The sequence below is a fragment of the Demequina maris genome (genome assembly GCF_000971155.1).
Taxonomy (GTDB): domain Bacteria; phylum Actinomycetota; class Actinomycetes; order Actinomycetales; family Demequinaceae; genus Demequina; species Demequina maris.
Genome location: NZ_BBLX01000002.1, coordinates 20,091 through 34,365, shown reverse-complemented (window position 1 = coordinate 34,365; position 14,275 = coordinate 20,091). Strand labels below are relative to the sequence as shown.

Sequence of the window (14,275 nt, the reverse complement as noted above, 5' to 3'; positions counted from 1 at the left end):
TCTAGGCTGAGCGCCATGGATGACGACGGCATCGAGACCGACGCGCTCGCCGCGGATCAGGGCCCCGGCCCGGGCGCGCCGATCCCCGCGAGCGCCGCCTGGCGCGAGGGCGACCACCCGGGCCGCCGGCTGTTCTTCGCGCTGGGCGACCTGCCGCTCGAGGCCGACCCGCTGGGCACGCTGCCCGACGTGGTCCTCGCCTACGAGACCTGGGGCGAGCTCTCCCCCGCCAAGGACAACGCCGTCTACGTCGCGCACGCGCTCACGGGCGACAGCCACGTGTTCGGCCCCGCCGAGCCCGGCCACCACACCGGCGGCTGGTGGAACGCGATGGTGGGCCCGGGCAAGCCGATCGACCCGGCCAAGCACTTCATCGTCTGCGCGAACGTGGTCGGCGGCTGCCAGGGCTCGACGGGTCCCGCGAGCGCGCACCCGGTCGACGGCAGGCCGTGGGGATCGCGCTTCCCGTACGTGACGATGCGCGACATGGCGCGCGCGGAGATCGCGCTGATGGACCACCTGGAGATCGACCGGTGGCGCCTGATGACGGGCCCCAGCATGGGCGGCATGCGCGCGCTCGAGTGGACCGCGATGGCGCCCGAGCGCGTGGGGGCGATCGCGCCCGTGGGCTCGACGGGAGCGACCACCGCGGACCAGATCGCGTGGTCGACCGCGCAGGTCGCCGCGATCGAGGCGGATCCCCGGTACCGCGGCGGCGACTACTACGACGCCGCCGACGGCGACGGCCCGCACGTGGGCATGGGCATCGCGCGCATGATCGCGCACACCACGTACCGCAGCGCGGGCGAGCTCAACGAGCGCTTCGACCGCAACTACCAGGGCGAGACCGACCCGCTGGGACGCGGCGGCCTGTTCGCGGTGCAGAGCTACCTCGAGCACCACGCGCGCAAGCTCGCGCGCCGCTTCGACGCCAACACCTACGTGCGGCTCGCGCAGGCGATCCAGTCGCACGACGTGGGCCGCGGCCGCGGCGGAGTCGAGACCGCGCTCGCCCGGTACACGGACCCGGCCCTGGTGATCGCGATCGACTCGGACCGGCTGTACCCCATGGCGAACTCGCAGCGCCTCGACGCGGCGCTGACCGGCTCCAACGGCATCAAGGTGGTCCACTCCCCCGTGGGCCACGACGGCTTCCTGGTCGAGGCCGCCCAGATGATCGCATTCATGGACGAGTTCGAGCGGTCGCTGTAGTTCCCGCGGGCGCTCCTCCACACAGGATCGGCACTGATCCACCGAGAAGCCCCAAAGATGACCAAGGACGACCGCAACCGGACGATGCGGCGGCTCGCTGTGTGGATGAGCGCACCGGTTCCACGAGGAGAACGAGGCCGGCGGCCGCGAGGTTGGGTGCCGGATCGCGCGCATTCCGCGCGCCTGCAGGACGCTCTGACCGGACCTGCCCCGAACGGACGTGACACGCGTCTCCCCTGGTGGATCCGCGCATCGTCCCCCGATAGCCTCCCCGTACGCGACGCGAGCGCGGCGCGACAGACGCAAGGGGGCAGACGTGAAGAAGTGGCTCAGGGCTCGGACCGCGGCGGCGATGGCGCTGGCGGCGGCGATGGTGGCGGCGACCGCGGTGGGCACCGCGGCGGCGGCAGCGGACCAGGAGAAGTGGGTGGGCGCGGCGAAGGCCGGCGTGGAGTTCTCGAGCCGCTTCGACGCCGACACCCCGACGCCCGGCGGCTACATCAGCGCCAGCACGTACATCGACAAGCGTCCGGGCTACAGCGTCACCCTCAAGATCACGCTCCCCGAGAACTGCACCGCGCTGCGCGTGGGTGGCGTGCACCTGGCGCACACGAAGATCTCGGCGTTCGACATCGCGCTGCGCGGCGTGTGGCAGCCCACCGCGGTCGAGGACGCGTTCCGCAAGGGCGGCGAGGTCCTCGAGGCGGGCGCCGGCCGCACCATCAAGATCACGGCCGACACCACCTCCACCAAGGGCGCGACCGCGATGGTCGAGTTCTGGGACGTCGAGGCGCGCTGCTCCTAGTGGGCGCGGCCCCGCGACCCCACTTCACCCCTTTTGCGTGACATGTCCCCCGCCGCGGGGCTACCGTGCTGGGAGGACCGCGACACGGCTGGAGGGGGCGTGCCATGGGGGGACGGGATAAGGTCGTCGACTCGCTGCGCGGGATCGCGTGCATCCTGCTGGTGACGTTGCACGTGGCGCAGAACCGCTGGGGCGAGGCCGACTGGCTCGAGTGGTACGGCGACACCTTCATCTACATCCGGATGCCGCTGTTCGCGTTCCTGTCGGGCGTGGTCTACGCGTGGCGCCCGCTCACGGACGTGTCGCACTACGGCACCTACCTGGGCAAGAAGGTGCGCCGCCTGCTGATCCCGTACGCGATCTTCGTGCCGCTGATCGGCCTCACGCAGGTGCTGCTCGACTACGGCACGCCGCCGCCGTCGGCGATCTACGACTGGTTCCTGTATTCGCTGCCGCCGTACTGGTTCCTGCTCGCGACCTTCTGGGTCTATGCCGTGGTCGCGCTGATGGACACGTACAAGCTGCTCGACACGAAGCTGAAGATGGGCGTCCTGTTCGGCCTGCTGCTCGCGGTCAACATCATCTTCAACATGCAGGACGCGACCGGCTTCCTGCAGTTCACGAGCGCCGTCTACCTGGGCCTGTTCTTCGTGGCCGGCATGGCGGCGACGCGGTTCGGCTGGAAGAACATCGGCCTCACCGGTGCCTGGATCATGACCGGCGCGACCGTGGCGTTGTTCATCTACACGCAGTTCGCGGTCAACGGCGTGTGGGCCGCGGCGGACAACCAGCGCCAGGACCCGCTGGGGATCGCGCTCGGGATCGCGTTCCCGCTCGCCTTCATCGCGTTCGGCCGGTCCAACAACTTCCTCGCGTGGGTGGGCGGCTACTCGTACGGCATCTTCCTGCTGCACCCGTTCGCGGTCGCGGCCACGGCCGGCGCGCTCAAGATCGTCGGCTTCCAGGCGCTCGCGCCCTCGCTCGTGATCATGTCGATCACGGGGTTGTTCGGGTCGATCCTGGGCGTGATCGTGCTGCGCAAGGTGGCCGTGGGCCGGATCATGCTCGGTGAACGCGGGAGGAAGCCGGCGCCCAAGCCCGTCGAGGCGAAGGCGGCCGAGGCCGCGTAGGGACGATGCGCGGGCTCGGCGGTCGCTGAGCCTGGGGCGCCCGGGGGCGCCGCGCATCGTCCGGCGTTAGCGCGACTCCACTGCCTCGATCACGCGCTTCGCGATGAGCTGGTGGCCGTCGTCGTTGACGTGCAGCGCGTCCCCGAAGTTGTTCTGCTTGAACTTCACGGCCTTGGGCCGGAGCAGGGAGACGTAGTCCGCGTCGATCGAGTCGGCGGCCGCCTCGACCGCGTCGTCGAAGTCGAACTTCCAGTCGAGCGGCCCCCACGGGAAGTAGGGCCCGACGGCGAGGATCGGTGTGCGCGGGAACTGGTCGCGCAGCTCGGCGTACGTCGCGTCGACGGCCGCCGTGACGGCCTCGCTGTCGGCCAGCCAGTGGTCCCTGTCGAACAGGCCGCCCGAGATGATCACGATGTCCGGCTCGACACCCGCGTCGACCGCCTCGCCGATTGCCTCCGCGAGGCCGAAGCACGAGTCGCCCTTGCAGTCGTCGGCTGTCGAGTAGCCCGCGCCGACGCGGCCGTAGTTGAGCTCGACCCACCCCTGGTCCTCGGACACGAGCGTGCTCCACCGATGCGCCTCGTCGGACGCGCCCGTGCCGAGGGTGTACGAGTCACCGAGGAACAGGGCCTCGGGCGGCCCCCCGGTGGGGCTCGCGGAGGCCGCCGCCGTCGCACCCGAGCCCTTCGCGGCATGCGCGAACCACACCCCGCCGATCGCGACGAGCAAGACGGCCATCGCGAGGATGGCCCACAGCTGCACGCCGGCCCACTCGCGCGTCAGCCAGGAGTCCCTCCTGCGCGCGCCGAACCCGGTCATGGCGTTCCCCCTCGCCTCCCCCGCCGATCAGCCTACAAAGCGGGCGCGCGCATGCCTATGCCCGATCCGTAACGATTTCGTGGGGAGGGACGATGCGGATAGCTAGTCCGTCGTAGCGGCGTGCGGTCCGTCCAAGCAAGCACGAAAGACAGAGTCAAGCGTCCTCACGCGGATCTGAGCGTCGGCGCGCTCCTTCTGCGTCGCTTGCGGATCGTCGCGCTCCAGCGCGAGGAGCCACGCCCTCTGAGCGCGTGCCAACTCGTCGCTCGCGACGACGGCGCGTTCGGGTCCGACGATCTTCACCTTCGCCGCGGCCGCCTGGCACCGGGAAAGCAGCAGCTTCGCATCCGACACGTCCGCATTCGCGAGCAGCGGTGCTCGATCAAGGCGCTCGGTCGCCTCGCCGTTTGCCGTCATCCGTGCGATCTCTTCCTCGCCGATTCTTGCTCGCAGCGCGTCAGTCGCAGCATCGCGCCCGAGCTGCGCGTACTCCGCGGTGAACTGATCGAGCACGGCATCGAACTCCGTGGCCAGCGCAAGATGACCGTGATAAGCCTCGAGCCGCTCGTCCCGCACCTTGGCTTCGCGCGCTACCTCCAACTCGAAGGCCCGGCTTCGCCTCGACATCACCTGTCCAAGCCAGACGCCCGCGAGAGAGCCGGCCACCGCGAGCGCGGGAAGCCAATCCGTCACGCTCGACGCGCCTGCCACGCATCCATGAAAGCACCGACGAGCGCGCGCGGCTCGCTGAGCGCGTCACATTCCGGGCTTGCGCTTTCGGCGCCCCTCCCCCTACAGTCGCTCCCATGTTCCGTCGAATGTGCCGCTGACCAGCGCACGTTCGGCGTGCGCCCGTGAGGGCGCCGGCCGCGAACTCCCCCGCTGAGACGGGGAAGTGACCGCAGGCCACACCCACCACGGGCCCACTCCCACGTGTCGCACCGCATCCCTGAGGGTTGCGGGTCTCGGCGCGCTTGCACGCCCGACGGCCGGTGACACCTGACCCGGGGATGCGGATCAGCCCCCACTGATCACGCAGACCACCCCGACACACAGGAGCCACCATGACCACCCACGACTGGGCCTTCGAGACCATCCAGATCCACGCCGGCCAGACCCCGGACGCCGAGACCGGCGCCCGCGCCCTCCCCATCTACCAGACCACCTCGTTCGTCTTCGAGGACACGAACCAGGCGGCCGCCCGCTTCGCGCTCGGCGAGCTCGGCCCCATCTACACGCGCCTCGGTAACCCCACCACCGAGGCCGTCGAGAACCGCGTCGCGGCGCTCGAGGGCGGCGTCGGCGCGCTGCTGGTCGCCTCCGGATCCGCCGCCAACACGCTCGCGATCCAGAACATCGCCGAGGCGGGCGACCACATCGTCGCCTCGCCCTCGCTGTACGGCGGCACCTCCAACCTCTTCCGGCACACGCTGCCCAAGTTCGGCATCACGGTGACGTTCGTGACCGACCCCGACGACCCCGACTCGTGGCGCGAGGCCGTCCGCCCCAACACCAAGGCGTTCTTCGGCGAGTCGATCTCCAACCCCAAGCAGGACCTCCTCGACATCGAGGCCGTCGCCGCGGTCGCGCACGAGACCGGCGTCCCGCTCATCGTCGACAACACCGTCGCGTCGCCGTACCTCATCAACCCGCTGAGCTGGGGCGCCGACATCGTCACCCACTCGGCCACCAAGTACCTCGGCGGCCACGGCACCGCGATCGGCGGCGTGATCGTCGACGGCGGCAGCTTCGACTACGCGCAGCACCCCGACCGTTTCCCGAACTACAACACGCCCGACCCGAGCTACAACGGCCTGGTCTACGCCCGCGACTTAGGCGTCGGCAGCCCGTTCGGCGCGAACCTGTCTTTCATCCTCAAGGCGCGCGTGCAGCTGCTGCGCGACACCGGCGCGGCGATCAGCCCGCTCAATGCGTTCCTCATCGCGCAGGGCATCGAGACGCTCAGCCTCCGCGTCGAGCGCCACGTCGACAACGCCGAGCGGGTCGCCGACTTCCTCGAGGGCCACCCCCAGGTCCTCTCCGTCGCCTACTCCGGCCTGAGCACCAGCCCGTGGCACGAGCTCCAGCTCAAGTACGCTCCCCGCGGCGGCGGCAGCGTCCTCGCCTTCGAGATCGAGGGCGGCAGGGAGGCCGGCCAGGCGTTCGTCGACGCGCTCACGCTCCACAGCCTGGTCGCGAACATCGGCGACGTGCGCTCGCTCGCGATCCACCCCGCCACCACCACGCACTCGCAGCTCACGCCCGAGCAGCAGCGCGACGCCGGCGTCACCCCCGGCCTCGTCCGCCTCGCCGTCGGCATCGAGCACATCGACGACATCCTCGGTGACCTCGGCGTCGGTTTCGAGGCCGCGGCGACGGTCGCCGCGCGGCAGGACGATGCGCTGGCCGTGAAGGTGGCGACGCCCGCATGAGCGACCACGTCGAGACCGCGGGGAGACCGGCGGGCCGCCGCCCCGGCCCGATCCCCGCATCGTCCGCCTGGCGACCGGGCGACCACCCCGGCGAGCGGAAGTTCGTGGACCTGGGGTGGCTGCCGCTCGAGGCCGACCCGCGCGGCGGCATCGACGTCACCCTCGCGTACGAGACGTGGGGCGAGCTCAACGGCGACGCGTCCAACGCGGTCTACGTCGCGCACGCCTTAACGGGCGACAGCCACGTGGTGGGCGACGCGAGCGACGGGCACCTCACGGGCGGCTGGTGGAACGGGCTGGTCGGGCCGGGCAGGCCGATCGACACGGACCGGTACTTCGTGGTGAGCGCGAACGTGCTCGGCGGCTGCCAGGGCACCACCGGGCCGGCGCACCCGCACCCCGAGGACGGCCACCCGTGGGGCTCGCAGTTCCCGTACGTCACGCTGCACGACATGGTGGTGGCCGAGGCGCGCCTCGCCGACCACCTGGGCATCGACGCGTGGGCGCTCGTCATCGGGCCGTCGATGGGCGGGATGCGCGCAGTCGAGTGGGCCGCGTCGTTCCCCGAGCGGGTACGGGCGATCGGCGCGATCGGCGCGACCGCGGCGACCACGGCCGACCAGATCGCGTGGCACGCGACGCAGGGCGCTGCGATCCGGCTCGACCCGCACTTCCGCGACGGCGACTACTACGACGCCGCGCCCGGCGAGGGCCCCCACACGGGACTAGGAATCGCGCGGGCGATCGCGCACACCACCTACCGGTCGGGGGCCGAGCTCAACGGACGGTTCGGGCGGGACGCGCAGGACGGCGATGTGCTGCGGCCGGAGGGGATCTTCGCGGTCGAGTCGTACCTGGACCATCACGCGGACAAGCTGGCGCGGCGCTTCGACGCCAACACGTACCTCCGGCTCTTGCACGCGGTCAACACTCACGATGTGGGCCGCGGTCGGGGCGGGGTCGAGGCTGCGTTGTCGCGTTTCTCCGGGGATGCCTTGGTGGTCGCCATCGACTCGGACCGGCTGTACCCGTTGGCCGACTCGGAGCGGCTCGCCGCGGCACTCCCGCGTTGTGAAGGTGTCACTCTGCTGCATTCCGAGGTCGGGCACGACGGATTCCTCGTCGAAGGATCCGGTCTCGATCAGGTGGTGCGTGGGGTGCTCGCGAAGGTGGAGGTGGCTGCGGGCGCGCGGTAGGGCGGGTTCCGCGCGGCCCCGCTAGATCGTCGCCGTACCGGAAAGCGTGGTGAGCGCTCCGTTGGCATCGGGCGACTTGCCGCGGAAGAGCACCGAGAGAGCGACCGTCTTGCTGCCGTTCGCGTTCTGGGCTCGAGGAATTCTCAGGCCCACCGGCGTCGGCGTATAGCTCGCCGGGATGGCGCCGCCGTCGTAGGTGAAGCGGAACGTGTGAGTCCCCGACGCTGCATCCACCGTTGTGTCCTGATACGTGAAGTTGCCCGGGTACGAGTCGGAAGATGGCGTGCCAGCGCCGACGCCAGCAAACGGTACCGTCACCAGCGCCTCCACGCCTACCACGCTCGCGGTGTTGGCATTGGGGTCGACGAGGATCGCGCACTGCAGGTGGGTGTAGCGAGGGTTCCCCGTTCCATCGGCGTAGCCGCCGGGGTTCGAGTTGAACTTGAGCAGCGAGTACGCCCCGACAGGGGCCGTGACGGAAAGCGACTGGACCGAGCTCGCGTTTGAGGTGCCGCGCGCCTCGACGGTGAGCGACGTCGCGGTGCGGTCGGTGGTCTTGGGGATCGAGGCAACCAGCGGCGCAGTGGTCGCGGTGGCCGTCACGTCGCCGGACCACGCGTACACCACCACTTTGGTCGTGCCGACGGTCTCGGTGGACACGTAGGTCCAGCCGGCGGTCGGCGTCGTGGGCGTCCCGGTACCGAGGCGTGCGGCGGGAACCGCGATGCGCATCTTCACTTGGGAGACCGGGTAGTCGGCGTGGGGAGCGCCATCGCCCACGTAGGCGGCGGTGGCCTTGACCGTGAATACGGTCTCGTTCTGGTTCGCTGAGACGCCCGCGAGGACGAGTCCTCCGGTGACGGCGGGCGAGGCCGCGAGCGCGGGGGCAGCCGTAGCGACGAGGATCGCGGGTGTGGCCCAGGCCGCACCCTGAACGATGCGGCGGCGCGAGACGGCGCCAGAGGGCGCGCTGGTGTGCTCGATGGTCATGGGGGGCGACCTGTCTTCCTCAACTAGCGGCGCCCCTCAGCGAGCACCGCGGAAGGCTAGATTACAGCGTGATACCTGGATTCACGCATACCCGAATGTTGGCGCGGCTCAGAGCTCGTATTCGATGCCGCAATCTTGCCCGTTGGCGGTTGCGACAATCGTCAACTTCGAGAGTTCGCTGTAGCGGCTCAGTGTGAACTGGACCGCAATCGAAGTCTCAGGGGTCGTGGTCGGGTCCTCAGGAACAGAGATGGACACACCTGTCGCACTCACCGGCTCGAGCACAACCGACCCTGTTTGGCCCGCACTGTTTCCGCCCGGATGAACCGACCCGGACTCCTGCCACCCTGCCGTCACGACGCTGTGGGAGACCGAGCCGTTGGCACCCTTGATGTACTCGACGACGATCTGCGTGACGACGATCGGCCAGGTGCTGTTGTTGTCGGTACGAATCGCACTAACAGTGAGCGTCTGCGCGCCACTATCTGCTGACGCAGGTCCAACCACTCCGCCTGAAAGAATCGGCAGCACGTCGGGATTGGATCCGGCAAACGCCGGCGCCGCCGTCGCGATCAGGATCGCGGGCGTTGCCCACGCGGCTCCCTGCACAATGCGGCGGCGGGAGACACCCGCGCCTTCGTTCGCATTCGTCGACTCGATAGCCATCGATACCCCTCAAGTATTGGTGGACTCGTCCCTCAACGAGCGCTCAGTCCCTGAGGATATCGACAGAATCCCTGCGTGACTATAGATTCGCGCGCTTGGGTCCGGCGCTTCGCTACCTATGCCGCGTGCGTCGCCGCGTAGCCAAGCATCGCCGCCACGATCGCGAACGAGGCAAGGATCGCCCATCCGGGCATCCCACCATGCTCACGCAACAGCCAGTTGCGGTGCCCCATCGGCGTGTACGAACGGTGCCGTCTCTTCCGCATGAGTCCCCCCGGACGCTCATCGCTGTGACTGCAGGCTATCGACCGCCGCCACAACTGCCAAGGACTCTCGCGCCGAGACTCACGCCTCCAGAACGAGGCCAAGTGCCATGAGTTCCGCGACGAACGCCTCCACGTCCGAGCCGACGACGTCGCGGGGCGCTTCGTAGGCCTCTGCGAGCTCGTCCGCGATCTTCTCCACGGTGCGCGTCCCGTCGACCCGCGTCCAGATCTCGAACGACGAGCCCCCGAACAGGTGCGGCACCTGCTGTTCCGCCAGACGCGGCAGGTTGACGACTACCGCGACGTCGTCGCGGACGACCTCAGCGAGCCCGTCGACGCGGGCTAGGAGCGCGCTCATTGCGAATCCTCGTTCAGCAACGAATCGTCGGTTACGCCGCGCCTCGCGAGGACGCGGCCCCACAGGACCCGCGGCGCCGCGCGGAATCCGCGACCGACTCGCATCAACCGACCTCGCGCGGCTGCCACCCGGCCGGGAGGTGTCTCGGGATGGGACTTGCGGAACGATGCGTCGGTCGGCCAGACCATCCGGGCCACCAGTGCGGGCCGGTCCCGCCACCGCGTGCGGGACACGATCGGGAACCACTGCGCGAGGATCTCGCCACGCCCACCGACGCGGGCGCGCCACGCGTCGAGCGCGGCGTCGCGACCGTGGGGCGTCGGCTCGGGGAGCGAAACATCGAGCCGTGCGAGTACGGGTCGCGCGGTGTCGATGGCGCCAACGTCGAGCGCCAGCGCGACCACATCCGCCCGGGTGGCCGCGTCCGTCGAGGGGATCACCCGGCTGACCAGACCACGCACCTCTGCCTCGTGCCGCGCGGTCTGCGCGGGCGTGCGCAGCGCGTGAAGCGCGGCCACCAGGAACGCGCCCGCACGGTCGACGGTGTCGAGTTCGATCCCGGCGAGCACCAACGGCTCGCGGCGCGTCCAGAGCTCGTCGAACACCGCTTGGGCCGGAGCGAGGAACCCCGGGAACTGCACATGTGCGTCGATGTCACACGGCCAGCCGTCGTGGATCAAGGTGATCGAATGCGACGCCTTCGGACCGGGCCCCTCGGCTGTAGGGCGCTCGTACCAGCCACAGCGACCAAGCGCTTGGAGGTATTCCTCGAAGCCGTCCGGAGAGATCAGCACGTCCGCGTCCGCACTCAGCCGCTCGGGACGGAGCCCGTGGAGCGACGCGCTCGGTCCCTTCACCACGAGCGCGCGCACACCTGCCCGACGCGCGACATCGATCGCGAGCGCGTGTGCGATCGGGACGGCGTCGGCGACCAGGAGCGCCACACCGTCGGTCATTCGGGCGACTCCACCGTCATCACGCCGCGCGGCACGAGCGCGAGCACGACCTCGCGCGCCATGTCTCCGGCATCCCTATCCTCCGGCTCACCGAAGGCACACACCAACCGCTCGGCCAGCGCGACCACGGTGATCCCATGTCGCGCCGCCAGGACTGCCTCCGCCGCAAGGGGCGAGAGCAACGTCACGTCGTTGCCGGCAAGCACGAGCATCTCGCCGCCCCGCTCCAGAGCGTCGTCCCACGAAGACCGGACCACCGCATCGTCCGGAAGGCGGTAGGCGTCGCTCATCGTGCCCCCTCGAGGAGCGACGGCATGAGCGGGAGCAGGTCGCGCGCCTCGCGGTAGCGGATGCGCACCAGGCCACCGATGGACTCGACCAGGTCCGCGAGCGTGTGGAGCTGCTGCGGGAGGCGGGAGAGGTACGACACCTGCTCGGCGAGGTGCGCGAGCCCATGCAGCAGCGGCAGCTCGTCGACCACCGGTTCCGAGCCCACCGAAGGGTCCCGCTCCACCAGCGCGAGACGCACTAGCCGCAGCCGCCCCGGCGGCAACGGCATCAGATCGAGCGACTCGGGCCCCCACTGATCCTTCATCGGTCCGGCGGCACCGAGCACCGACAACGGCTTCGGATACGGCAGCACGGTGCGGCCAACGTCGATGGCGAGGGTCTCGTCGGTGACATAGGCATAGTGCGCGCCCAACGTGCGCGCGAGCGTGGTCTTGCCGGTCCCGGACGGCGCGACGAATCCCACGACGTCACCCTCGGGCGAGGCAAGTCCTGCGGCGTGGAGCATCACCAGCGACCCGACGCGTTGCTCGATCGCCCGCACCGTGATGGCCGGCGAGAGGTGGTGCATCGCGCGCTCGACGTCGGGATATGCGAGCACGCCTCGCGCGCGCGCCTCGGCGAGCGCATCGGCGTCGGTGTCCACCATGACGTCGACGCGAGTGTCCGCCTCGCCGTCCTCGATGACGCAGCGGCCCCACGCGCGTCGCCCCGCGACCGACAGCGCGTCGCCGCCCGCGCCCTCGCAATGCACCGCAACGGTCACGCCGAAGGCGTCGACCAGGCAGGACGCCCCGTCGTCCGTGAGGCGCTCAGGAGCGACCGTGGCCGCGGGGGCCATCGCCGCCCAGGCGTCGGCAATCCACACGGCCGCCTCGTTGATCCGGTCGCCGACCGCGTGCGCGCGCTCCTCGAGCTCCTCCCACGGGGGCAGCTCCCAGTCAGGGGCAAGATCACGCCCCGTGCGGAGCCGCTCAAGCATGGCCGGGTGCTCGTGCAAGGGCGCCGCTACACCGAGGCCGTCATAGAGCTGGGCGAACTCCGACATGGTGAACGAGCGGCCCTGGGCGCGCGGGTGACGACGCACGAGCTCGTCGCGCTCGTATCCTGTGCCGACGATGAAGAGGTGGGTCGCCTCGACGATCGCGTCGCTGAGGGAGCGCGCGGCGAAACCCTGCGCGCTGCCCCCGTGCTCCTCGATGACGTCGCGGGCGAGATCCTGCATCGTGGCGCCGTCGTCGGCGTTGAGGCCGGCGGAGGTGACGCGGATGCGGTCGCGACCCACGCCGCGCGCCCAGAGGTGCTTGCGCAGGAGCCGCTCCCCCGCGGCCGAGCGGCCCGTGTTGGTGGCGTCGACGATGAGCACGCGGAAAGCGATGCCCGACTCCCAGGGCATGTCAGGCGCGGGGACCGTCGAAGGTCTCGATGATCTCGTCCCAGCCCGGCAAGGACGATGCGTCGTCGTTCTTGCCGTGGCGGGGACCGGCATGCTGCGGGACGCGCGGCGATGCGGCGGGGACCGATGCGGCACCGTCGTTCTTGCCGTGCTTGCGCTCGACGCCGGTCGAGTAGTCGTAGGCGTACGCGTAGGCGTCCTTGTGGGCTCCCTTGCGCGGCATGGCGTCGACGATGATGCCGAGCGCGCGGCCGTTGACGCGGTCGAGGTTCTGCAACGCACGGTCGAGCACGTCGATGGTGGTCTTGCCCGAACGCGCGACCACGAGGGCGCCGTCGGTGCGGGCGGTCAGCACCGCCGCATCGGTCACCGGGATGAGCGGCGGCGTGTCGATGAGGACGATCGCGCTCTTGGGGAAGCTGTAGAGGAGCTTGTGCATCGCGTCCGACGCGAGCAGCTCGGACGGGTTCGGCGGGATAGCGCCGGCAGCCATGACGTAGAAGTGGTCGGTAGTGCCGTACGCCTGCAAGACATCCTGCGCGCGGGCGCGGCCCACGAGGACGTCGGTCAGGCCGGCCCCCTCCACCAGACCGAGGTTCTTCGCCACGCTCGGGCGTCGGAGGTCGGCGTCGATGAGGACCACGTCGCGGCCGGACTCGGCGATCGCGTCCGCGAGCTTGATGATCGAGGTCGACTTGCCATCGCCGGGCAGCGACGAGGTCACCACGATGACGCGAGGCGGGTTATCGACGTCCATGAACTGGAGGTTGGTGCGGACCTGACGGATCGCCTCCGTCATCGCGAAGTCGGACGTACCGAGGGCGACGCCGCTGCGAGCGATCGCGTCGTCGAACGGCAGCGCGCCAAGCACGGGGATGTCGAACTCTCGCTCGACGTCCTCGGGCTTGCGCAGACGCCGATCGAGGGTGGCCTTGATGAGCGCGTAGCCGACGCCGAGCGCGAGGCCGACGAGCAGACCGAGCGCGACGGCGAGCTTGACGTTCGGGCTCGATGGAGCACCGGGCAGGACGGCGCTGTCGAGCGTCTGGAGGCCGACGACCGACTGCGTCTCACCGTCCCCCGAACCGGAGTTCTCGATGTCCGCGACGGCCTTGGTCATGCCGGCGATCCACGCCTCGACCAGGTCGCGCGCTTCCTCGGGTGAGGACCCGTTGGCAGCGACGCGCAGCACCGCCGTGTCGAGGGGGTTGCTGACCGTCACGCGCGACACGAGCGCGTCCGGGCTGGAGTCGAGGCCCAAATCCTCGATCGCGTACTCGGCGACCTTGCGGGACTGCGCGATGTCGAGGTAGCTCTTCACGCGGGACTTGGCGTAGTTGTCGCCGACGAGCGCGCTACCGAGGTCCTCGCTTGCGCCGGTAGTGATGATCGCGGAGCCGGTGGCGGTGTAGACCTTCGTCTGGGTGATACTCCATGCCGATGCAACGATCGCGCCGAGAAGGACGAAGACGGCAATCGCGACCCAATGCGCGCGAAACACGCGAGCATAGTCCGTGAGTTCCACACAACCCTCCTACCTGCGCGTTGGGAATGAGTGTAGGGCTCCCATCACCCAAAGCCCCACCGGACTCCGATCCGTGCGAGCAGTCCCTTCAGTCTCGACGGAGACGCACGTCGACTCAGCCAACAGCCTCGTAGTCGAGAGAAGCAGTCCACGGCTCACTGCGGCGACCTCGTGCCGTGTCCGGCGCGTGTGCGCTGAGCCACGGCGCACCGCCGTTTGCGTGCTCGCCCCGTCGA

Annotated in this window: 14 protein-coding genes; 5 read left to right on the top strand and 9 right to left on the bottom strand. The window is 70.0% G+C overall.

The window, feature by feature from the left end; translation table 11 throughout:
- Window positions 1-15 precede the first annotated feature (15 nt).
- The 3 genes from metX (AOM02_RS02370) to AOM02_RS02360 all read left to right on the top strand — a co-directional run bounded on the left by metX (AOM02_RS02370) (window position 16) and on the right by AOM02_RS02360 (window position 3,147).
- The gene (gene metX, locus AOM02_RS02370; protein ID WP_082104833.1) at window positions 16-1,212 is read left to right on the top strand and encodes a homoserine O-acetyltransferase MetX; all 1,197 of its coding nucleotides are present in this window, start codon (window positions 16-18) and stop codon (window positions 1,210-1,212) included.
- A 316-nt stretch (window positions 1,213-1,528) separates the two neighbouring features.
- A complete protein-coding gene (locus AOM02_RS02365) occupies window positions 1,529-2,017 on the top strand; it encodes a hypothetical protein (RefSeq protein WP_156156049.1) in 489 nt (162 codons plus the stop codon).
- 104 nt (window positions 2,018-2,121) lie between these two features.
- Window positions 2,122-3,147 (top strand): acyltransferase family protein, encoded by a 1,026-nt coding sequence (locus AOM02_RS02360; RefSeq protein ID WP_062296279.1) that lies wholly within the window; start codon window positions 2,122-2,124, stop codon window positions 3,145-3,147.
- A 66-nt stretch (window positions 3,148-3,213) separates the two neighbouring features.
- Here the strand turns inward: AOM02_RS02360 and AOM02_RS02355 are convergent, their stop codons facing one another.
- Window positions 3,214-3,966 (bottom strand): SGNH/GDSL hydrolase family protein, encoded by a 753-nt coding sequence (locus tag AOM02_RS02355; RefSeq protein ID WP_062296278.1) that lies wholly within the window; start codon window positions 3,964-3,966, stop codon window positions 3,214-3,216.
- A 102-nt stretch (window positions 3,967-4,068) separates the two neighbouring features.
- Window positions 4,069-4,677, bottom strand: a complete 609-nt coding sequence (locus tag AOM02_RS02350; protein ID WP_062296277.1) for a hypothetical protein — start codon at window positions 4,675-4,677, stop codon at window positions 4,069-4,071.
- A gap of 353 nt (window positions 4,678-5,030) precedes the next feature.
- On the opposite strand from AOM02_RS02350, the gene AOM02_RS02345 reads away from it, so the two are divergent.
- Both AOM02_RS02345 and metX (AOM02_RS02340) read left to right on the top strand, forming a co-directional pair.
- Window positions 5,031-6,398 (top strand): bifunctional o-acetylhomoserine/o-acetylserine sulfhydrylase, encoded by a 1,368-nt coding sequence (locus AOM02_RS02345; protein ID WP_062296275.1) that lies wholly within the window; start codon window positions 5,031-5,033, stop codon window positions 6,396-6,398.
- The gene (gene metX / locus AOM02_RS02340; protein WP_062296274.1) at window positions 6,395-7,594 is read left to right on the top strand and encodes a homoserine O-acetyltransferase MetX; all 1,200 of its coding nucleotides are present in this window, start codon (window positions 6,395-6,397) and stop codon (window positions 7,592-7,594) included. Before AOM02_RS02345 ends, metX (AOM02_RS02340) begins: the two co-directional genes overlap by 4 nt.
- Before the next feature lie 21 nt (window positions 7,595-7,615).
- Here the strand turns inward: metX (AOM02_RS02340) and AOM02_RS02335 are convergent, their stop codons facing one another.
- The 7 genes from AOM02_RS02335 to AOM02_RS02310 all read right to left on the bottom strand — a co-directional run bounded on the left by AOM02_RS02335 (window position 7,616) and on the right by AOM02_RS02310 (window position 14,015).
- Entirely contained in the window at window positions 7,616-8,584 is a 969-nt protein-coding gene (locus AOM02_RS02335; RefSeq protein ID WP_062296272.1) for a hypothetical protein, read from the bottom strand.
- A gap of 108 nt (window positions 8,585-8,692) precedes the next feature.
- Window positions 8,693-9,250, bottom strand: a complete 558-nt coding sequence (locus AOM02_RS14200; RefSeq protein ID WP_156156048.1) for a hypothetical protein — start codon at window positions 9,248-9,250, stop codon at window positions 8,693-8,695.
- Between the two features lie 345 nt (window positions 9,251-9,595).
- Complete coding sequence (locus tag AOM02_RS02330) at window positions 9,596-9,874, bottom strand: PqqD family protein (RefSeq protein ID WP_062296270.1); 279 nt, start codon at window positions 9,872-9,874, stop codon at window positions 9,596-9,598.
- Window positions 9,871-10,830, bottom strand: a complete 960-nt coding sequence (locus AOM02_RS02325) for a nucleotidyltransferase family protein (RefSeq protein WP_062296268.1) — start codon at window positions 10,828-10,830, stop codon at window positions 9,871-9,873. Before AOM02_RS02325 ends, AOM02_RS02330 begins: the two co-directional genes overlap by 4 nt.
- Window positions 10,827-11,120, bottom strand: a complete 294-nt coding sequence (locus tag AOM02_RS02320) for a hypothetical protein (RefSeq protein WP_062296266.1) — start codon at window positions 11,118-11,120, stop codon at window positions 10,827-10,829. Before AOM02_RS02320 ends, AOM02_RS02325 begins: the two co-directional genes overlap by 4 nt.
- Window positions 11,117-12,514: an arsenate reductase/protein-tyrosine-phosphatase family protein gene (locus tag AOM02_RS02315; protein ID WP_062296264.1), complete on the bottom strand. Its 1,398-nt coding sequence runs from the start codon at window positions 12,512-12,514 to the stop codon at window positions 11,117-11,119. Before AOM02_RS02315 ends, AOM02_RS02320 begins: the two co-directional genes overlap by 4 nt.
- 1 nt (window position 12,515) lies before the next feature.
- Complete coding sequence (locus AOM02_RS02310) at window positions 12,516-14,015, bottom strand: tyrosine-protein kinase domain-containing protein (protein WP_062296262.1); 1,500 nt, start codon at window positions 14,013-14,015, stop codon at window positions 12,516-12,518.
- Window positions 14,016-14,275 lie beyond the last annotated feature (260 nt).